This is a genomic window from Acinetobacter sp. YH12058 (assembly GCF_013419805.1).
GTDB classification, from domain to species: Bacteria; Pseudomonadota; Gammaproteobacteria; order Pseudomonadales; family Moraxellaceae; genus Acinetobacter; species Acinetobacter towneri.
In genome coordinates this window covers 12484-31968 of the sequence record NZ_VOZL01000013.1, presented here as the reverse complement: position 1 = coordinate 31968, position 19485 = coordinate 12484, and the positions used below count along the sequence as shown (strand labels likewise).

The window sequence follows — 19485 nt, the reverse complement described above, 5'->3', positions numbered from 1 at the left end:
CAATACTTTTACAAATATCTTTTCAGCTATACCAAATCGCTTAGGATTGAGTCTGCTGCCAACGACGTTGTTGTAAACGCTCACCTTCCACTTCACGTTTATTACGTGCCGACTCATACAACTTTGTGCCTTTCAGTTCAGGCGGCAAATAGTCCTGTAGCACAAAATGCTCTGGGTAATTGTGCGGATACAAATAATCTACGCCATAGCCTTGTTCTTTCATCAGTTTGGTCGGTGCATTACGCAAATGCAGTGGCACAGGTAAGTTGGCGGTTTTTTCAGCCAAATCCATGGCTTTATTAATTGCCAAATAAGTACTGTTACTTTTGGCACTGGTTGCCAAATATACTGCACATTGTCCTAAAATAATCCGCGCTTCGGGCATACCCAGCACTTGTACCGAGCGGAAACACTCGCCTGCCAATAACAAGGCATTCGGATTTGAATTGCCAATATCTTCCGAAGCAGCAATCAACATGCGACGCGCAATAAAGCTCGGGTCTTCACCGCCTTTGAGCATGCGCGCCATCCAATACAATGCAGCATCGGGGTCACTGCCACGAATTGACTTAATAAAAGCCGATACCAAATCATAATGTTGCTCGCCTGACTTGTCATAACGGGCAATGTTTTGTTGCGCAACCTTGACCACAATCGCGTTGGTGATGATATTTTCCACCTCGGGTTCAAAGGTGCTTGCCACCAAGTCCAGTAGGTTTAAAGCCTTGCGTGCATCACCTGCAGCAAACTGAATCAGAGCATCAAATTCTTCAATCTGAATATAACGGTCTTTTAAGAATTGATCTTGCTGAATGGCTTGAGTAAGCAAAGTCTGAATCGAATCGGCATCTAAAGCCTTTAAGGTATAGACCTGACAACGTGAAAGCAGCGCACTATTGACTTCAAAAGATGGATTTTCAGTGGTCGCACCAATTAAGGTGATTTTGCCCTTTTCCACCGCATTTAATAAGGCATCTTGCTGCGACTTATTAAAGCGATGAATTTCATCAATAAACACCACTGGTGTGAGCAAATCGCCGCCTTCGGCAATAATTTCACGCAGCTCTTTGACCCCAGTATTCAAGGCAGAAAGGCTGATAAAAGGACGATCTACCGCCTGCGCCAACAGCAAAGCGATGGTGGTTTTCCCCACCCCTGGTGGCCCCCAGAAAATAATTGAAGGCAAATGCCCCTGATCAATCATTTGGCGTAACGGCGCTTGCTCACCTAAAAGATGATCTTGACCAATAATTTGCGATAAATCGCGTGGACGCAAACGCTCAGGCAGTGGAATATGACTCTCTGACATCTTGTTATTTCTATACTTGACTTCAACCTAGTCTACTATGATCTCAAGCTTTGGAGTATTTCTAATCGTACCGATTTATCGCTAAAACACGATTCAAAGTTTATTCTGCAGTATGAATTAACGCACCCAACGCACCACATAATCTTCTATATCTTCTTCTGCAACATCCAGTTCTGAAATACAACGCCCTGCCGCAGATTTTTTGGCTTTAATCACACTTTGGCGTGAGCCCGTATTTAAGTAATGCCAAGATGGCAAATTTTTGCCCTGTTTTAAACGACGATAGGCACAACTTGGCGGCAACCAGTGAATTTTTTCTAGTTTTTCGGGGGTAAGTTGAATGCAATCGGGCACAAAGTCAAAGCGATTGGCATAATCTGAACAACGTGCTGTGTTACAGTCCAGTAACTTGCACGCCACTTTGGTATAGGCCACTTCTTGCGTGTCTTCATCTTCTAGTTTGACCAAACAGCATAAACCGCAACCATCGCACAAGGCTTCCCATTCCGCAGTATTTAAGGCATTCAGCGGATAGTTTTTCCAAAATTCAGGTCGTAATTGATCAGACATAGCGCACAGAAAATAACAAAACTGCGTCATTATAACAGCCTTGTTTCAACTTGTTGCTTTTGTTTAGTCTTTAAATGAATCAAACACTTAACTCAAACAACTGAACATTTAATACACAAAAACAAAACAGTGTGCTGCGTTCAGCTCCCTATACTAAATTCAGAAGCTATAAAAACACATGGAGAACAATTATGTTTCGTTGGGCTATAATCTTCGCAGTGATTGCGTTAATCGCGAGTTTACTTGGTTTTGGTGGTGTCGCAGGTTTATCCAAAGACTTTGCCATTATTTTATTGGTGATTGCTGTGATTTTGGCAATTGTTGGTTTCCTCTCTCGCGGAAAAATCTAGTGACCTCGTCTATAAATTCCTAAAAATCAGATAAAAAAGAAGGATTTTTCCTTCTTTTTTTATGTCCGCTTTTTACGCAACAAATGCCAATTTGGCTATTTTAAAAATATTTTCTCACATTTATAGGCAGTATTTACCCTGTTTTTAAAAATGCGTGCCATATTATTATGCTTTAATCATGGCATTGAAAACGATAAGGAATAAGGCATGGCTTTAGCAATCAAAACTCGCGAAATTGAATATACGGCTGCAGATGGCAGCAAACTGATCGGTTATTTTGCTGCACCAGAAACAGCACAAGCTGTCGCGGGGGTGATTGTCGCACCTGAATGGTGGGGACGTAACGAATACACCGAACAACGCGCGCGTGAATTGGCTGAACATGGTTTTGCAGCCTTAGCGATTGATATGTATGGCGATAAAAAAGTCACCACCACCGCAGCCCAAGCCAATGAATGGATGATGCAAACTTTTGCAGATGCTGACACAATTGTGACTCGTGCGTCTGCAGCTTTGGACACTTTAGCTGCCCAACCTGAAGTAAATCGCGATAAACTCGCTGCAATTGGTTTCTGTTATGGCGGCAAAGTCGTTCTGGATTTGGCTCGTTCTGGCGCAGCATTAAAAGCAGTGGTGACCTTCCACGCCAACCTCAGCCCGAAAGCCCCTGCACAACAAGGTCAGGTACAAGCCGAGATTTTGGTGTTGCATGGTGAACTGGACAGCATGGTGACTTTAGACGACGTCGCAAGTTTCCGTGAAGAAATGCACGCGGCTCAAGTAGAGCATGAAGTGATTATTTTTGAAGATGCCAAACACGGCTTTAGTAACCCTCAAGCTGATGAACGTGCCAAAGCCAATGGGGTCGATTTAGGCTATAACGCATCGGCAGAGCAACAAGGTTTAGCTGCCATGTATGAAGTGTTGGATCGTCGTTTAGCAGATTAATCTGCTGTTCACATTACGCAGCATATACTCAACGCAAGCCAAGAAAATTTTAAAGAAGAGGATATAACAATGACTGAGCAATGCCCTTATTGCAATTTTGATGATTATGATGTTTTGGCAAAAAATGAATTTGGGGTAATTTTGCCTGAACCCAATGCCCTGTCTAAAGGACATTGCGTGATCATTCCGCTACGTCACGTCGGCTCTTTTTTTGACATTACAGACAAAGAACGTAAAAGTTTATTGTCTTTATTAGAATTGGCGCGCAATGAGTTGCAATTGCGTCATCAACCTGCAGGTTTCCATGTGGGTTTTAATGATGGCGATGTGTTTGATGCTAAATCTGAGCATTTACACATCCACATTATTCCACGCTATGAAGGTCAGACCTTAAAATTGGATAACCGTTGGGGTATGAGCGGTCAAATTTAAACCACGACTCGTTTTATCCCAAACCAAGTGAAACCAAACCTAAAGAAGAAGATGCACTCTCATCTTCTTTTTTTATGCACGTAATTCCCACGCCAGTTTGGCTATACTAAGCCGCTACTTTACAAACTGGGTTCGCATGACTGCTTTTTCATTTTCCGATGCTCTCCTCACGTGGTTCGATCAACACGGACGCCATGACCTGCCGTGGCAAGTCGCCGATGATCCCTATGCGGTGTGGGTGTCTGAAATCATGCTGCAACAAACTCAGGTCAAAACCGTATTGCAATATTTTGAGCGTTTTTTGCAGCGCTTTCCGACAGTGCAAGATTTAGGACGTGCAACTTGGGATGAAGTTGCACCGTATTGGGCAGGTTTAGGCTATTACGCCCGCGCCCGCAACTTGCATAAAGCCGCAGCCATTGTGGCACAGCAAGGACATTTTCCAAGTACGCTCGAACAGTGGATGGCTTTGCCGGGCATTGGTCGCTCTACGGGTGGTGCCATGATGTCGCTGGGTTTACGCCAATACGGCGTCATTATGGATGGCAACGTCAAACGGGTTTTAGCACGTTTTTTTGCTATTGAAGATGATTTATCCAAACCTGTACATGAACGTGCCATGTGGCAACTGGCAGAACAGCTCTGCCCCGAAGTGCGTAATCACGACTATACGCAGGCTATTATGGATTTGGGTGCCACCATTTGTACCCCCAAAAAACCACTGTGCTTATATTGCCCAATGCAACAACACTGCAAAGCACATCAACAAGGTTTAGAGCAGGAATTGCCCTTTAAAAAACCGAAAAAAGCCGTACCCGTTAAATCTGCACAGGTCTTAGTACTGCAATGCGCAGATCAGTGGTTATGGCAACAACGTCCCAATACAGGACTTTGGGGTGGACTATGGTGTTTGCCTGTCATTGAAGATGCACAGGCTTTTGAGCAACTGTGTCAAAGCTTGAGCCTTAAACAGGTACAGCAACGCGCACAGATTTCACATAGCTTTACCCATTTCACTTGGCAGCTTGAAGCACTGTGTTTTCAGGTCGATGCTGATCTACAAGAACACTTGGCAATAGAACTGAATGCAGATTGGTATAGTCCGCAACAAGCCAGCGATTTGGGCATTCCGACGGCCATGAAAAAATTGATCTCGGCAATCAATCTGTGACATAGTCAAGCATCGTGATGAATGAAATCTTTGCTTTCACTGCCATTACAAGGATGTCTTATGTTTCGATGGATTGCTGTTTTAAGCCTGTCACTCTTTACCTTATTGATTGCGGCCTGTAGTTCTGCACCGAAACGTCCTAGTACCCCACTCCCGCCTGCCTTGGTGCAAAAACTCAATCAAATGAGTTTAAAAACTCGCTTGCCCATTCCTGTGCAGGGCATTAAAGCGCATCAGTTGAATGACACTTGGGGTGCATCTCGTAGTAGCGGACGTTTGCATGAAGGCATTGATATTCTTGCCGCCAAAGGCAGCAAAGTGTATAGCGCTACAGAAGGTTTAATTGCAGACTTACGCGATAATCGCTTAGGTGGTAAAGTAATTTGGATATTAGGGCCTGCAGGCACTTGGCATTACTATGCACACTTGGATGGACATAAACGCGGTTTAAACGTAGGCGATTATGTCAAGGCAGGAACGCATATTGGCTATGTCGGCAATACAGGCAACGCCCGACACACTGCCGCACATTTGCATTACGGACTTTATTTAAATGGTAAAGGACGCGGTGCGGTCAATCCTTATCCTTATTTACGTTAATTTTGTTAGGAACATTTCATGTCTGAAGCCTTGATAAATCGATTGGTGGAATTTGCAGAATCTGGCAATCAACAAAAAATTGTATTGGCAGGACAAGTCCATCAAGGCTGGGTCATGGAAATTACTGAAGATGCCCTGCTCATCAGCACAGGTTATTCAGATAAAGTTGGTAAAGACAACTGGATTTCCTTTCACGATCTGCAACAGGCAGAACTATATTATTGGGATAACCAACATGACCAATGGGCAGCATTTCAGCTTTAAGTCCGTCCCATTCACATCTATTCAGCTATCTATTCAACAAGGAGCATGACCCATGACGATACAACGCTGTGGTTGGTGTTCCGATGATCCGCTCTATATTGCCTATCATGATTTAGAGTGGGGACAAGCTGTATTTGCCGAAGTGCATTTATTTGAAATGCTGTGTTTAGAGGGACAGCAAGCAGGCTTGTCTTGGATTACTGTATTAAAAAAACGTGAAGCGTATCGTCAGCATTTTTTTCAATACAGCATTGCTGAAATTGCCGCCTTCAGTGATGATGATATTGCGCTCAAATTACAAGATGCTGGATTGATTCGACATCGAGGTAAATTACAAGCAATTCGTGACAACGCACGTGCATGGCAAAAACTAAAAGACGCCGATATAAACGTCGTGACATGGCTTTGGGGTTTTGTTGCACAGCAACCTATTAGGAATGATGTACCTGACTATCGTCTTGCGCCTGCACAAACCGACGCTAGTGTTGCCATGTCGAAAGCCCTAAAGAAAAATGGTTTTAAATTTGTAGGCCCGACCACCTGCTATGCTTTTATGCAAGCTGTAGGCATGGTCGATGATCATGAAAATCACTGTCACTTTAAAACAACATCTTAAAGCAACATCCAAGCTTTAGTATTCAAAACTGCTCAACCCATAATAGCAAGATCACCAATCAATACAGTCAGCCTTATGACAAGGACGGTGCAATATGAGTAATACCATTCGAGCCTATGCCGCAATGCAGGCAGGTGAAGCCCTGCAAGCCTATCAATTTGATGCGGGTGAACTGCAGGCGCATCAGGTAGAAGTCAAAGTCGAATATTGTGGCTTATGCCATTCCGATCTTTCAGTCATTCAAAATGACTGGCATTCCTCAGTATATCCTGTGGTGGCAGGACATGAAATTATTGGCACGATTACTCAATTGGGCAGTGAAGCCAAAGGTTTAACCGTGGGGCAACGTGTAGGCATTGGCTGGACTGCAGACAGTTGCCAACACTGCGATGCCTGTATTGCAGGCGAACAAGTGCTGTGCAGCAATGGCACCACCGCAACCATTGTGGGACATGCAGGTGGTTTTGCCGATAAAGTCCGTGCAGGTTGGCAGTGGGTCATTCCATTACCCGATGAGGTCGATCCTGTCAGTGCAGGGCCTTTGCTCTGTGGTGGAATTACCGTATTTGATCCGATCTTGAAACATCAAATTCAGGCAGTACATCATGTTGCGGTGATTGGTATTGGTGGCTTGGGGCATATCGCCATCAAATTATTAAAAGCATGGGGCTGTGAAATTACGGCGTTCAGTTCCAATCCAGACAAAACCGCAGAATTACTGGCTATGGGTGCAGACCATGTAGTGAACAGCCGTGATGCTGCTGCCCTTAAAACCCAGCGTGGCAAGTTTGACCTGATTTTAAGTACGGTAAACGTAAGCTTGGACTGGAATGCTTATTTAAGTACGCTTGCACCACATGGCACTATTCACATGCTAGGTGTAGCGCTAGAACCCATGCAAATTAAGGCGGGCAGCTTAATTGGCGGTGCAAAATCGGTTACTGGTTCATCGACAGGTTCGCCTGCAGCGCTGCGTCAATTACTACAATTTGCCGCACGCAAACAGATTGCCCCACAGGTGGAAGTTTTTCCGATGTCACAGATCAATCAGGCAATTGAACATTTGCATCAGGGCAAGGCACGCTATCGGGTTGTGTTAAAGGCCGACTTTGACTGACTTTTAAGATAAGTCATGATAGTCAAATATATTTCTATCTTTATTTAGGTAAAACCGCTCATCTAAAAACCTAGATCACATGAGGATACTCGGAAGTGTCATCCACAACCTGCGTAGCATTAGACCATTATTGTTTCTGCGAAATAATGAATGAGATACAAGAATTAAACAGGTTTTGTGGATGACAATGGTTTTGCCCACTTTTGCCGAAACAAAAGTGGGTCGAACCGAAGGTTAATCCTATTATTGGACAACAACCCATCAGGACGCTGTCTTGATCATTTATGCGATTACAATAAAAATTTACCTACAGCCCAAACGCAATCTGACTTTTCTTAAATGACCCACATCTAGTCCTGAATTGATAAGATTTATGTATAAAAAATGTTTTAGATATTCAGTCTGTTATAGAATAAACTGCGTAAGCAGCATATATTAAAAAGTTGAATCGACACAGGCTGCAAAGCCACGTGCCAAACTAGAAAAGTCTGTGAAAAAGTCTGCTAAGATGAATGCTGCTTTTTTAACTATAAAATGAATTTGAGAAAACCTATGAGTAAAGCCTTACCCATCGCTGTTGCTGTAATTTTAGGCGGTGCTGCACTTGTTCCTGTTTATTATGCCTCTCAAAACCCAGCAGTGGCGACCTCTAAAGCGTCGGCAAATGCTTCTGCGGTTGAAAAAATCAGCTACGCTTTGGGTTATGAAGTGGCACATCAAACCCCACCAGAGCTAGACATCAACAGCTTTGTAACAGGTGTGCGTGAAGGTCATGCGCGTAAACAACCTGCCTACACCGAAGAAGAATTACAAAAAGCCTATGAGCAATTCCAGCAAGAGTTGCAACAAAAACAAGCCACTCAAGCGCAAGCTGCACAAACAGCCAGTGATTCATTCTTAACTGAAAATGGCAAAAAAGCAGGCGTACAAACCACAGCTTCTGGCTTGCAATATCAAGTGATTAAAGAAGGCACAGGCAAACAGCCAACGGCAAGCTCTGTGGTCAAAGTGCACTACACGGGTAAACTGGTCGATGGCAAAGTATTTGACAGCTCGGTACAACGTGGTGAGCCAATTGAATTCCCACTGAATCAAGTCATTCCGGGCTGGACTGAAGGTTTACAGCTCATGAAGGAAGGCGGTAAAGCTACGCTGTATATTCCATCGAAACTGGGCTACGGCGAACAAGGTGTACCAGGCATGATTCCTGCCAACAGCACCTTAATTTTTGATGTTGAACTGATTGAAGTGAAATAACAACATCACCCTTTCAGGAGAGCTTGGCTCTCCTGTATGGTCTTAGGACGAAAAGAATGAAAAAACACCTTGCCCTTGTGTGTATCGCACTGCTCAGCAGTGGCAGTTTTGCCAAAACCGTGACCAATAAAAGTCCTGTTGCAGATCAGGTCGGTTATAGCTTTGGTTATTTAATGGGGCGCAGCAATGCGGAAACCTTAAAAGATATTGATCTCGAAGCCTTCATTGCTGGCTTAAAAATGGCAACACAAGACCAAGCCGCCAGTTTAAGCGATGAAGAAATGGCACGAGTGCTGACTCAATTCAAAAAGCAAGCCGAAGCCAAACAACTGATTGAGCTTAAAAAAGTAGCCGATAGCAATGCTAAAATTGGGCAAGCCTTTTTAAACAATAATGCCAAAAAGGCAGGGGTCAAAGTCACCAAGTCTGGCTTGCAATATCAAGTCTTACAGGCAGGTACGGGCAAATCACCCAAAGCCACCTCTACCGTTAAAGTCCATTATGAAGGTCGTTTAATTGATGGTACGGTATTTGACAGTTCTATCGCCCGCGATCAAGCTGCAGAATTTCAGGTCAGCCAAGTCATTCAAGGTTGGACTGAAGGCTTACAACTCATGAAAGTTGGTGCCAAATATCGCTTCTTTATTCCTGCTGCTCTAGCCTACGGTCAAATTGGCTCAGGCGATGCAATTGAGCCAAACAGCACGCTTATTTTTGATGTGGAACTTTTAGAAATTGTAAAATAATCCAAAGCCGCATCATCTTTAAACAAAAAAATACCGCAATTTAAATTGCGGTATTTTTTCAGATCAACTTCGCTTCATTAAGGTTTTAAATGACGTGGTCTAAAACCCGTTGCCAACAATCCAACCCCATAGGCCACTACGCCCACCACACACAGCGCAGTGACTTCTGCCACACGCATCCATTGTGATACATCACCGTTATACCAAGTTAAGGCATACCACAACGCAGCAATCATCACGGCATTTGCCACTGCAAACTGCACCATGAGTTTTTTCCAGTGCGCACCAAAACGGAAAATCTTGCGTTGATGCAAATAGAAATACAACATGCCTGCATTCACCAAAGCCGAACCTGATGATGCCAGTGCCAATGCCATGTGTTCAGCTTGCCAGTCAATCAGTTTAAAGAAGCCAATAAACACCACGTTTAAAATCGCATTGGCAGCCACAGCCATTAAACCCACACGTACTGGTGTTTTGGTGTCTTGCTGTGCATAAAAACCCGGTGCAAAGACTTTAATCAGCATGAATGAAATCACCCCTGCACTCATACATTGCAAGGCCAAAGCGGTCATTTGCGTATCTTTAAAACTAAACTGACCACGCTCAAACAAGGCTTGGATAATAGGCGTTGATAACATAAACAGTGCAATACTGGCAGGGACACCTACCAAAATAATCACCCGTGCAGCCCAGTCCATCATGCCGCGGAATTTATCCATATTTTGTTCTGCATGACGCGCAGACAGTGACGGTAAAATGACCGTCCCAATCGCTACACCAATTAAGCCCAAAGGTAGCTCTGTCATACGTTCCGCACTATACAACCACGACACCGAACCATCCTGCATAAAAGATGCCCAAATGGTGTTGAGTAGCAGGTTAATTTGCGTGACCGATACCCCAAATAAAGCAGGCAGCATCAGCTTCATAATCCGATCCACCCCTTCATGCTTGAAATCAACTTTAGGGGGAATCAGCAGCTTTTTACGCCATAGTTCTGGAATTTGAATCGCAAGTTGTAAAGCACCCGCGGTAATCACCGCCCAACCCAGTGCCATAATCGGCTCTGCCATGTACGGTGTGAGCCATAATGCACCTGCAATCATCGCCACATTCAGCAATACAGGCGCAAAGGCAGGCGTGGTAAATGAGCCATAGCTGTTCAAAATACTGCTGGCAAATGCCGTCAGCGACATAAACAACAAATAAGGAATGGTCAGGCGGAACATATCGGTGGCTAGCGCAAACTTTTCAGGGTCGCTATGGAAACCCGGTGCGTAGATATACATCACCGCAGGCGCAGCCACCATGGCGGTAAAGGTTAGCCCTGTCATTACCGTCATTAAACAGCCAAAAACCCGACTAATTAAAATTTGTACTTCGGCATGAGTGCGGCTGGTTTTATATTCGGTCAATACAGGAATAAATGCCTGCGAAAACGCCCCTTCGGCAAACAGTCGCCTGAAAAAGTTGGGGATACGAAACGCCACCACAAAGGTATCGAAATCTTTACCTGCACCAAACACATTCAGCAATACCACATCACGGACTAATCCTAGCACCCGTGACAGCATGGTCATTGCACTGACAATAAAGGTCGATCGCCAAAGCGCCATCGTTACCACCCAATTAAAAATTTAGTCGCTATTGTAATCAAAGCATCAACAAAGTTTTGTTATTGATTGATCAATTTTTCCTGTGATGTCGAAGCTTTAAGTTGAGATAACTGTTCACGAAAATACTGCCAGTCAAAATACGGCCCCGGATCAGTTTTACGTCCCGGTGCAATATCGGAATGTCCTGCAATATGCTGTTGAATACTCGGATAGGCCTGCTGCAAACTGTGTACCACCTGCACCAAACTCTGATATTGCGCTGTTTCAAAAGGCAAGTCATCACTGCCCTCTAATTCAATCCCAATTGAATAGTCATTACATTCAGGCTGTGCCAAATAACTAGAACGCCCCGCATGCCACGCCCGATCTGCAAAATTAACAAATTGCAGCACCTCGCCTGTTCTTAAAATCAACAAATGTGCCGAAACCTGCAGGCCCTGAATGGTCTGAAAGTAAGGATGCTGCGACCAATCCATTTGGTTCTGAAAAAATTGCTCAATATAACCACCACCAAATTGTGACGGCGGCAAACTAATATTGTGAATGACCAGCAATTGAATCTCTTGGTCTGTCGGACGGGCGTTGAAATTCGGAGATGGGACTTGTCTTGCCCCTTGTAATTGACCCTCAACCACCTGAAACGACGGCACATGCTGCATAAGGCAATCCCCAAACCATTAGAATAGAAAAATAGAACAGAAATTTCAGTTTAATGCCAACGCGTGACAATGAACATCTTAAATTACACCCGAACGTGGCTAAAAAACACATCCTGACGCAGAACAGTGTTAATATAACGCGCAATTTTCATGGGCAAGATCGACACGGAAAATCTTATGAGCATCTCTCCAGCTTTGCTTGAACAATCCATCCAAATCAATATTCAGCAAGCCTTGCAAGAAGATATTGGCGATGGTGATATTACCGCATTATTGACCCCTGAAGATGAGCAGGCCACTGCCACCATTATTAGCCGTGAAGACATGATTTTGGCAGGTCAACCGTGGGTAAATGCCCTGATTCAAGCATACGATGCCAATGTGCAAGTCACGTGGTTAAAAAATGATGGCGACCACGTTGCTGCCAATGAAGCCTTTTTGAAATTGGCAGGTTCTGCACGCAGCCTGTTAACGGTAGAACGCCCTGCGCTGAATTTTGTGCAAACCCTGTCTGCTGTTGCGACTAAAACCGCAGCCTATGTGCAACAACTTGAAGGCTTAAATACCAAACTGCTAGATACCCGTAAAACCTTACCGGGTTTACGCATTGCACAAAAATATGCTGTCACGGTCGGTGGTGGACAAAACCATCGTTTAGGCTTATTTGATGCCTTTTTGATTAAAGAAAATCACATTATGGCAGCAGGCGGCATTACTCAGGCAATTGCCAAAGCACATGCCATTGCTCCGGGCAAACCTGTAGAAGTTGAAGTGGAAACTTGGGATGAACTAAATCAAGCCCTTGAAGCCAAAGCTGATATTGTGATGTTGGATAACTTTAGCCAGCAACAAATGATTGATGCGGTCAAGCATGTGGCAGGTCGTTGTAAACTTGAAGCGTCGGGCAACATCACCATTGAAAATTTACGTGAAGTGGCTAGTACAGGCGTAGATTATATTTCGATGGGTGTTTTAACCAAAGATGTCAAAGCTGTGGATTTATCAATGCGTTTTAATGCGTAAACGATTACTTTTAAAATTAAGGGTGCAATCTGCACCCTTAATTTTTTCCAAAAATTGATTTTAAGGAGGCAAATGAGCCTCCTTTTTTTATGCCTCAATTTTGAATTTAATCATCGTTGTCGTTGTCGTTGTCGTTGTCGTTGTCGTTGTCGTTGTCGTTGTCGTTGTCGTTGTCGTTGTCGTTGTCGTTGTCGTTGTCAGAAGCTTGACCGAGTACACTACGATTGTCTTCATTTTCACGCTCAGTACGTGAATCACATGCAGTTAAAAACAACATCATGGCAGACATTAAAATAATCAATAGTTTCATGCTTTCCTCCTCTTTTCATTCAGGCTCTTTGCATACAGTTTTCCATCTTAAAAGAACGCATCCTGCAATATTGTAGCTTTTTGCTTCACGCTTCCTATCGCAATCTAAATCTCATCCATAAAAAAACGCATCCGAAGATGCGCTCTTAAACAGCAGAAAAACATCAAAAAGCTTAGCTTACCAACCTAAAGCTTGCTGCTGTTTTTTTACCAATTCCTGAATACCTTTTTCTGCCATTTCCAACATGGCATTACATTGCACACGATTAAACGGCTTATCTTCAGCAGTACCCTGAATTTCAATAAATTCACCTGCTTGTGTCATCACCACGTTTAAATCAGTTTGGCAATTTGAATCTTCTTCATAGCACAAATCCAATAACACTTGGTCTTGGTACATGCCCACAGAAATTGCAGCCACCAAACCCTTTAATGGGTCATGCTTAATTTTTTTCTTTTCCAGCAACACATTCATAGCATCAATCAATGCCACTGCTGCACCTGTAATGGCTGCAGTACGGGTACCGCCATCGGCCTGAATCACATCGCAGTCAATGGTAATAGTGTTTTCACCCAGTTTCTTCAAATCGACCATGGCACGCAAGCTACGACCAATTAAGCGCTGAATTTCCTGTGTACGTCCGCTTTGTTTACCACGCGCCGCTTCACGGTCACTACGGGTATGAGTTGAACGTGGCAACATGCCATATTCTGCAGTTACCCAACCTTGTCCCTGCCCTTTTAAAAAGCGCGGTACAGAGTTATCAATACTTGCGGTACACAAAACTTTGGTATGACCAAACTCTACCAACACTGAACCTTCAGCATAGCGAGTATAGTTACGGGTAATTTTTACCTCACGTAATTGATCTAAAGCTCGTTGGTCAATACGCATAATGTGTCCTTATTTTTGGCTCAAATAAATTGCCCGCAAGTATAACAGATGCCACAGCGAAGGTCGCTTTTCTAGGCTGTTCCCTGTGCAGTTTCGCTTACTTCTGCCACAATAACCGCAACATCGCTTCATTCATCTTTTAGTATTACTCTGCAATTCAGGTTTTTGTTAGACTGCGCGGCACTGGCAGAATCAGGAAATAAAATGTCGATTCGAGAAGAACGAAAACAACAAAGTCGTCAGGCCATTATTGATGCGGTACTACAACTGAGTGCTTCTGGACGTGCCTTTAGCAGCATCAGCTTAAGGGAAATTTCACGACAGATTGGGCTCGTGCCCACCGCGTTTTATCGGCATTTTCAAGATATGGATGCTTTAGCACTCGATTTGGTCGATCAAGTTGCCCTACACATTAAAGGGATTTTGCATCAATTGGGGCAAGGCTATTTGTACCAACCCGATGCACAGACAGAAACGGCATTGACCCTGTTTTTTAAATCAGTCGATCAACGCCCACAACAATGGATTTTTTTAATTGCCGAACGCTGGGGCGGTTCTGCCGTTTTACGCCAAGCCATTTCCCGTGAAATTGATTTTTTAATTGAAGATTTAGCCAATGATTTGCAACGGGTAGAAAGTGTGCAGCATTTTCAACATGCCGAAGACTTACACGTCCTGGCCAATATTTTAATTAATTTGTCTTTAAACTGGGCAATGAGCTGGATTGGTTTAGAACGCCAATTTGAAGCCGAAAAATTACCTGAACAACAGCAGCGTTTTATTCAACAAACCATTACTCAAGTACATTTATTATTTCGTGGCATTTGCCACTGGCAACGTCCGCAGCCTGTCGCAGATTAAACATACAACACACTTTTAACCTGCATTAAAAAAACCGCAATGACGTTGCAATCATTGCGGTTTTTAGCGATGCGCTGCTGATTCAGCCTTGCATCATCTTGTTATTGCATCTGCTTATTTCTTAGCTTTACGCTCTTGATCAACCAAGTAGTTCACTACTTGAATCACTTTGCCGTTATCGCCTTGAACGATATATTTACCATTCACCACCACCGCAGGTACACCTGTCAATTGGTACTGACGCGCCAATTGTTTAGCTTGTGAAATTTTAGAGGTGATCGCAAACGAGTTAAACATGCTGTTAAATTTCGCTTCAGGTACACCATATTTCACAAAGAATTTAGCTTGTGATTGTTGGTCAAAAATTTGCTGACCTTTGTCATGAATGGCATGGAAAAGTGGCAAGTGAGTTTTCTTGCGCACACCCAAAGCTTCAGACACATAATAACCACGTGCATTCATTTCCCAAACAGGATTCATGGCTGCAGGAGTACGCACAAAATTCACATCTTTAGGTAACTGGCGTAACCATGTTTGCATATATGGTTCTAAAGTAAAGCAGTGACCACAGCCATACCAAAAGAACTCACGCACTTCAATTTTACCCGGTACATCAACCTTACCTGGGTTGGCGACAACGCTATAATCTTTACCTGCTACAAAATTTGCCGCCATAGTGCTACCAGAAATAGCAAAGATGGCTGTTGCCAAACTACCTAAAAGGAATTTTTTCATTGCGTTTATAATCCTCTAAATCATTCTGTTTAGTGTATGGCAACACTATAAATCAATTATGCTGATTTCGTTTTCCTTCTGTGAACTTTTTTACAGCTTTTATCGCTTTTTTTAGAATTAACGCTACACTAGGGTTTATACATATTTTTACCATCATCACGATTAAATTGAGGTGACACCCATGTCGCAACTGAATGTTGATCCACAAGAAATTGCCAAATTTGAAGCATTTGCAGCCATATGGTGGGATCAGCATTCCGAGTTCCGTCCCCTGCACATGATTAACCCACTGCGCCTGAACTGGATTGATGAGCATGCAGGCGGTTTAGCAGGCAAAAAAGTGCTGGATGTCGGCTGTGGCGGTGGTATTTTGGCAGAAAGTATGGCACGTCGTGGTGCCAATGTACTCGGCATTGATATGGGCGAAGCACCTTTAAATGTGGCACGTATCCATGCTGAGCAAGAAGGCGTAAATAATATTGAGTATCGCCAAATTCCTGTTGAACAACTGGCAGAACAACAGGCTGGTCAGTACGATGTCGTGACCTGTATGGAAATGTTAGAGCACGTACCCGACCCAGCCTCTATTATTCAAGCCTGCCAAAAACTGGTCAAACCAGGTGGTCATGTATTTTTTTCTACCATTAACCGCAATCCAAAATCATACTTATTTGCCATTATTGGTGCAGAATACGTGTTGCGTATGCTGGCCAAAGGTACGCACGATTATCATAAATTTATTAAACCATCTGAATTGGCACATGACATTCGCCAAGCGGGTTTAAAACTCAAAGATATGACGGGTTTACACTACAACCCACTGACTAAACGCTATTGGTTGGCACCTAATGTTGATGTGAACTACATGGTTTACACGGTCAATGAGGCAACAGAATGAAAGCCGTTTTATTCGACCTTGATGGTACCTTAATTGATACCGCTGCAGATTTTATTCGCATCATTCAAGACATGTGCCGCGACAAAGGCTGTGAGATTGTGGCAGCAGAAGCCATTCGCACGCAGGTGTCTGAAGGTGCACGGGCAATGGTAAAACTGGTCTATCCAGAACTTGAGGTAGATGACCCTGTATTTCTTGCACACCGACAACGCTTTTTAGACCTGTACGGCGCTGATATTGCGGTAGAAACCGATTTGTTCGAGGGCATGTATCCACTGCTCGAAGCTTTGGAACAGCATCAAATTCCGTGGGGAATTGTCACCAATAAACCGCGCTGGCTCAGTGAAGCCTTACTCAAGGCACTGAATTTAACTGACCGCTGTGCGGTTTTGGTCTGCCCTGAAGATGTCAGCCACACCAAACCTGACCCAGAACCCATGTATTTGGCAGCCAAACAGATTGAAATTGCCCCTGAAGATTGTATTTATGTGGGCGACCATCCACGTGATATTGATGCAGGCCGCAATGCCAATATGTACACCATTCTGGCCGCTTACGGTTATTTACCGTTACAACACAAAGATGACTTAACAGCGTGGCAAGCAGATTGTATAGTGGATTCAGTCGCTGAATTACATACGGTTTTAGACAAATTGGTGCTGCAAGCCGCAACATTATCAAGCAGCCTGAATGCCAATGCCTGAGTTGATTCTATAACACCTGTCAAAGCACGAATATCACCTTTAAAACATGACCAATAAAAAATCAATATAGGAGGGATGACCATGAAATACTCAGAATATCAACCTCGCCCCGATCTGTTAAAAGATCGCATTATCCTCATTACCGGTGCGGGAGATGGTATTGGACGTGCCGCTGCCCTCAGTTATGCCCTGCATGGGGCCACTGTGGTATTGCATGGTCGTACCCTCAATAAACTTGAAGTCATTTATGATGAAATTGAAAGTTTAGGTGCACCACAACCTGCTATTTTACCGCTGCAACTGTCTAGCGCTTCGCCACGTGACTATGAGTTGCTGGTCGATACTCTAGAGAAACAATTCGGACGTTTAGACGGTATTTTGCACAATGCGGGCATTTTAGGCGAACGGACTGAGTTGGCAAATTACCCTGCCGATGTTTGGGATGACGTCATGGCAGTGAATTTACGTGCGCCATTTGTACTCACTCAGGAATTATTACCACTTTTGGCAAAATCGGAACATGCTTCAGTCGTGTTTGCCAGTTCAGGTGTAGGTCGTGAAGCACGTGAACGCTGGGGTGCTTATTCGGTGTCTAAAATTGCAATTGAAGCGGTGAGCCAGTTATTTGCCAAAGAACAGGTGCATCCAAATATTCGCTACAACTGCATTAACCCGGGTGCAACCCGCACTGCCATGCGTGCCAAAGCCTATCCTGATGAAGATCCAAAAACTTTACCTACACCCGATGCCATCATGCCTGCCTATTTATATTTAATGGGCGATGACAGCTTGCACATGAATGGTCAAAGTATTGATGCACAGGATTAGTTCTGTCGTTTGATCCGAAGAAAGGAAGCGCTTGCTTCCTTTTTTATGGACTTAACCTAGCATATTGCCAATTTTTGCACATTGATTTGCGGTAAAATGGCATCGCACAAGCATTTTCAGGTTTCTATCCTGCCTATTTTTGGCAATGCAAAGCCTGATTACCATGCTTCCACATCTCAATTCAACCTCAACGATGCAGAGAGCAACATGACTGAATTAAACAACATCACCGTGACACCACTTGAAGATGGTATGGTGTCTTTACTGATTGATGGTCAGCCTATTTCTGAAAAATATGGCATGAAGTTTGAAGCCAGCATCGTAGATGACATTCAGGCACTCGACAACGGTCAGAAAATCAAACTGTTTGATCAGTTTGTATTTTCACATACCGACCTTAATTTTGAACATGCTTACCACTATGTCACAGGCATTGAAAAACTGGACGATGCCTACAAAGTGGTAAAAAACTTTGTTTATCGTATTAAAATTGAAGGGCAACCTGAAATTGAACACGTGATTAGCAAGCAAGGCGCACCAATGAGTACTGAAGATGTACGCGAATTTATCAATGCACATATTCAAAAATCATTGACCGACTACACCGATTTAAACTACGCCTATTAAGCAAAACTCATGGCAACGGTGGCAATAATCGTTTTATTGGATTGTTTTTATAAAATTATACGGTTTTCCAAATCAATATACATCACCTATGCTTGATGTATCTCCACAACAAGCATTAGGTAAATTGTGATGACTGATATTCAACGTAAAACTGCCGTGATTCAAAGTATTAAAAGCTTGCAATTAGGTCAGCATTTAATTGTGGCTTTGGATGATCGTGAAACAGCCGAATGTGTTGCCATCGCTGTGCAATCTTTACAAGGCTTAACTGAACATTGGAACTAAAGCAGACCATAGCAGTACGCTGCTATGGTGATGTCTCATCCTTTCCTTAGCACAAGAAAAATCATCCCACCCCTATTTTCTGAGCGATAGCTACTAAATTTCGTATTTTGTCGCATAATAGAATCAATACCATGCCGCATCCTGCAGAGCGTATTTAAAAAATTCATGTGCTTTCTTCACAGTTTCTCTGCATTTAATGGTTAAAGTATGAACTGTGATATCAAGATGAGAGAATGAGGGGTTTACATGAAAAAGATTTTGACAGTTCTGGCAATGTCTTTCAGTGCTTTACTAAGCAGCAATTTTGCAACTGCCGCTCCTCAATTTGATCGAGACTCAGCTGACCATCCTCGTAACCAAGCACACAATAAACATGAATTTCGTGCCGATGCAGAAGAGCGTATGCAAGACAAACGCCGCATGCGTGAAGAACGTGGTGTAAAACGCTTACAACAACATAAATGGCAAACGGGTTATGTCATGCCGCAGCATTATCGTGGCAATGGTTATAAAGTCGATTATCAGGAACATAACTTGCCCCGCCCTGAACGCAAACAACAATGGTATAAAATCAACCAAGACTACATTTTGGTCGATGTCGAAAATCACCATATTTTGCGTATCGCAGGTTTATAGACCTACTGTTGTACATACACAATATC

At 43.5% G+C, this 19485-nt stretch carries 25 protein-coding genes; 18 read left to right on the top strand and 7 right to left on the bottom strand.

All coding sequences use genetic code 11. The features are described from left to right. Positions 1 to 40: 40 nt before the first annotated feature. Together FTU09_RS08995 and FTU09_RS08990 are read right to left on the bottom strand one after the other, a co-directional pair. A complete protein-coding gene (locus FTU09_RS08995; RefSeq protein ID WP_004974112.1) occupies positions 41 to 1309 on the bottom strand; it encodes a replication-associated recombination protein A in 1269 nt (422 codons plus the stop codon). 117 nt (positions 1310 to 1426) lie between these two features. Beyond that, positions 1427 to 1879, bottom strand: coding sequence for a YcgN family cysteine cluster protein (locus FTU09_RS08990; protein ID WP_136144131.1), 453 nt, complete (start codon positions 1877 to 1879; stop codon positions 1427 to 1429). Between the two features lie 191 nt (positions 1880 to 2070). On the opposite strand from FTU09_RS08990, the gene FTU09_RS08985 reads away from it, so the two are divergent. From FTU09_RS08985 to FTU09_RS08940, 10 genes are all read left to right on the top strand, one after another. Further along, positions 2071 to 2229 (top strand): DUF1328 domain-containing protein, encoded by a 159-nt coding sequence (locus FTU09_RS08985; protein ID WP_004974108.1) that lies wholly within the window; start codon positions 2071 to 2073, stop codon positions 2227 to 2229. A gap of 207 nt (positions 2230 to 2436) precedes the next feature. Beyond that, positions 2437 to 3177: a dienelactone hydrolase family protein gene (locus FTU09_RS08980; RefSeq protein ID WP_136144130.1), complete on the top strand. Its 741-nt coding sequence runs from the start codon at positions 2437 to 2439 to the stop codon at positions 3175 to 3177. A gap of 69 nt (positions 3178 to 3246) precedes the next feature. After that, positions 3247 to 3609: an HIT family protein gene (locus FTU09_RS08975; RefSeq protein WP_070155794.1), complete on the top strand. Its 363-nt coding sequence runs from the start codon at positions 3247 to 3249 to the stop codon at positions 3607 to 3609. Between the two features lie 136 nt (positions 3610 to 3745). Continuing rightward, on the top strand, positions 3746 to 4780 hold the full coding sequence (gene mutY, locus FTU09_RS08970) for an A/G-specific adenine glycosylase (protein ID WP_131261235.1): 1035 nt from the start codon (positions 3746 to 3748) through the stop codon (positions 4778 to 4780). A gap of 60 nt (positions 4781 to 4840) precedes the next feature. Next, the gene (locus tag FTU09_RS08965; RefSeq protein WP_131261236.1) at positions 4841 to 5380 is read left to right on the top strand and encodes a M23 family metallopeptidase; all 540 of its coding nucleotides are present in this window, start codon (positions 4841 to 4843) and stop codon (positions 5378 to 5380) included. Between the two features lie 18 nt (positions 5381 to 5398). Beyond that, positions 5399 to 5644, top strand: coding sequence for a hypothetical protein (locus tag FTU09_RS08960; protein ID WP_104852758.1), 246 nt, complete (start codon positions 5399 to 5401; stop codon positions 5642 to 5644). Positions 5645 to 5696: 52 nt separating this feature from the next. Further along, positions 5697 to 6260 (top strand): DNA-3-methyladenine glycosylase I, encoded by a 564-nt coding sequence (locus FTU09_RS08955; protein WP_104852759.1) that lies wholly within the window; start codon positions 5697 to 5699, stop codon positions 6258 to 6260. Positions 6261 to 6354: 94 nt separating this feature from the next. Then, positions 6355 to 7377, top strand: coding sequence for an NAD(P)-dependent alcohol dehydrogenase (locus FTU09_RS08950; RefSeq protein WP_004974093.1), 1023 nt, complete (start codon positions 6355 to 6357; stop codon positions 7375 to 7377). Between the two features lie 552 nt (positions 7378 to 7929). Then, complete coding sequence (locus tag FTU09_RS08945) at positions 7930 to 8634, top strand: FKBP-type peptidyl-prolyl cis-trans isomerase (RefSeq protein ID WP_004974091.1); 705 nt, start codon at positions 7930 to 7932, stop codon at positions 8632 to 8634. Positions 8635 to 8690: 56 nt separating this feature from the next. Further along, a complete protein-coding gene (locus FTU09_RS08940) occupies positions 8691 to 9380 on the top strand; it encodes an FKBP-type peptidyl-prolyl cis-trans isomerase (RefSeq protein WP_004974089.1) in 690 nt (229 codons plus the stop codon). A gap of 77 nt (positions 9381 to 9457) precedes the next feature. Here FTU09_RS08940 and murJ read toward each other — a convergent pair whose 3' ends face one another. Together murJ and ampD are read right to left on the bottom strand one after the other, a co-directional pair. Continuing rightward, positions 9458 to 11008, bottom strand: coding sequence for a murein biosynthesis integral membrane protein MurJ (gene murJ / locus FTU09_RS08935; RefSeq protein WP_180080027.1), 1551 nt, complete (start codon positions 11006 to 11008; stop codon positions 9458 to 9460). Between the two features lie 50 nt (positions 11009 to 11058). Further along, entirely contained in the window at positions 11059 to 11658 is a 600-nt protein-coding gene (gene ampD / locus FTU09_RS08930; RefSeq protein WP_004974083.1) for a 1,6-anhydro-N-acetylmuramyl-L-alanine amidase AmpD, read from the bottom strand. Positions 11659 to 11835: 177 nt separating this feature from the next. Between ampD and nadC the strand changes: the two genes are divergently transcribed. After that, positions 11836 to 12681, top strand: a complete 846-nt coding sequence (nadC, locus tag FTU09_RS08925) for a carboxylating nicotinate-nucleotide diphosphorylase (RefSeq protein WP_004974082.1) — start codon at positions 11836 to 11838, stop codon at positions 12679 to 12681. A gap of 106 nt (positions 12682 to 12787) precedes the next feature. Here nadC and FTU09_RS08920 read toward each other — a convergent pair whose 3' ends face one another. Together FTU09_RS08920 and rph are read right to left on the bottom strand one after the other, a co-directional pair. Continuing rightward, the gene (locus FTU09_RS08920; RefSeq protein ID WP_180080025.1) at positions 12788 to 12991 is read right to left on the bottom strand and encodes a hypothetical protein; all 204 of its coding nucleotides are present in this window, start codon (positions 12989 to 12991) and stop codon (positions 12788 to 12790) included. Between the two features lie 177 nt (positions 12992 to 13168). Beyond that, positions 13169 to 13885 (bottom strand): ribonuclease PH, encoded by a 717-nt coding sequence (rph, locus tag FTU09_RS08915; RefSeq protein ID WP_004974074.1) that lies wholly within the window; start codon positions 13883 to 13885, stop codon positions 13169 to 13171. A gap of 204 nt (positions 13886 to 14089) precedes the next feature. On the opposite strand from rph, the gene FTU09_RS08910 reads away from it, so the two are divergent. Continuing rightward, positions 14090 to 14746 (top strand): TetR family transcriptional regulator, encoded by a 657-nt coding sequence (locus FTU09_RS08910; protein ID WP_180080023.1) that lies wholly within the window; start codon positions 14090 to 14092, stop codon positions 14744 to 14746. A gap of 114 nt (positions 14747 to 14860) precedes the next feature. On the opposite strand, the gene FTU09_RS08905 is transcribed toward FTU09_RS08910, so the two are convergent. Next, positions 14861 to 15481, bottom strand: coding sequence for a thiol:disulfide interchange protein DsbA/DsbL (locus tag FTU09_RS08905; protein ID WP_004974070.1), 621 nt, complete (start codon positions 15479 to 15481; stop codon positions 14861 to 14863). Positions 15482 to 15662: 181 nt separating this feature from the next. On the opposite strand from FTU09_RS08905, the gene ubiG reads away from it, so the two are divergent. The 6 genes from ubiG to FTU09_RS08875 all read left to right on the top strand — a co-directional run bounded on the left by ubiG (position 15663) and on the right by FTU09_RS08875 (position 19459). After that, positions 15663 to 16379: a bifunctional 2-polyprenyl-6-hydroxyphenol methylase/3-demethylubiquinol 3-O-methyltransferase UbiG gene (gene ubiG / locus FTU09_RS08900; RefSeq protein ID WP_168417636.1), complete on the top strand. Its 717-nt coding sequence runs from the start codon at positions 15663 to 15665 to the stop codon at positions 16377 to 16379. Beyond that, positions 16376 to 17083, top strand: a complete 708-nt coding sequence (locus FTU09_RS08895; RefSeq protein ID WP_180080016.1) for an HAD family hydrolase — start codon at positions 16376 to 16378, stop codon at positions 17081 to 17083. The genes ubiG and FTU09_RS08895 overlap by 4 nt, the downstream gene beginning before the upstream one ends. A gap of 81 nt (positions 17084 to 17164) precedes the next feature. After that, positions 17165 to 17911: a YciK family oxidoreductase gene (locus FTU09_RS08890; protein ID WP_131261239.1), complete on the top strand. Its 747-nt coding sequence runs from the start codon at positions 17165 to 17167 to the stop codon at positions 17909 to 17911. Positions 17912 to 18118: 207 nt separating this feature from the next. Next, positions 18119 to 18538, top strand: coding sequence for a hypothetical protein (locus tag FTU09_RS08885; RefSeq protein WP_004974057.1), 420 nt, complete (start codon positions 18119 to 18121; stop codon positions 18536 to 18538). Positions 18539 to 18667: 129 nt separating this feature from the next. Further along, positions 18668 to 18823 carry a hypothetical protein gene (locus FTU09_RS08880; RefSeq protein ID WP_179990216.1) on the top strand — a complete coding sequence of 52 codons (156 nt, stop codon included), beginning with the start codon at positions 18668 to 18670 and terminating at the stop codon, positions 18821 to 18823. A gap of 246 nt (positions 18824 to 19069) precedes the next feature. Continuing rightward, complete coding sequence (locus FTU09_RS08875) at positions 19070 to 19459, top strand: RcnB family protein (protein ID WP_154320157.1); 390 nt, start codon at positions 19070 to 19072, stop codon at positions 19457 to 19459. The last annotated feature ends 26 nt before the right edge of the window (positions 19460 to 19485 follow it).